At 47.4% G+C, this 479-nt stretch carries 2 tRNA genes and 1 rRNA gene; all 3 read right to left on the reverse strand.

Features of this window, described 5'->3' with window-relative positions:
• Positions 1 to 138: 138 nt before the first annotated feature.
• Positions 139 to 214 (reverse strand) — tRNA-Ala (locus tag HCN83_RS18020).
• A gap of 13 nt (positions 215 to 227) precedes the next feature.
• Positions 228 to 304, reverse strand: a tRNA-Ile gene (locus HCN83_RS18025).
• A gap of 108 nt (positions 305 to 412) precedes the next feature.
• Positions 413 to 479 (reverse strand): 16S ribosomal RNA (locus tag HCN83_RS18030); the annotation flags it as partial.

Genomic DNA, 479 nt, shown 5'->3' on the forward strand with positions numbered 1-479 from the left:
CATACCAGTGATTCGTCGTTCTCGGCATTTCTTCTAAGACACTCGGATTCCTCTCCAACCAGGTATTCTGATCATTGATTCAATCCGGTGATTCGTTTTCATTGCGTTATCCGGTTTTCAAAGGGCATGCATTTCTAATGGTGGAGCCTAGCGGGATCGAACCGCTGACCTCCTGCGTGCAAGGCAGGCGCTCTCCCAGCTGAGCTAAGGCCCCAAAGCATTTAAAATGGTGGGCCTGAGTGGACTCGAACCACCGACCTCACGCTTATCAGGCGTGCGCTCTAACCAGCTGAGCTACAGGCCCATTTCAAATGAAAAGAGTATTTAAAATAAAAAAAGAGAGAGCATTGATCTCTCAAAACTAAACAAAAGAACGAGACAGAAGGAATCGATTGAGCTTGATGCTCCTTAGAAAGGAGGTGATCCATCCGCACCTTCCGGTACGGATACCTTGTTACGACTTCACCCCAATCATTTGT

Source organism: Alkalicoccus luteus (assembly GCF_012034335.1).
Classification (GTDB): domain Bacteria; phylum Bacillota; class Bacilli; order Bacillales; family Salisediminibacteriaceae; genus Alkalicoccus; species Alkalicoccus luteus_A.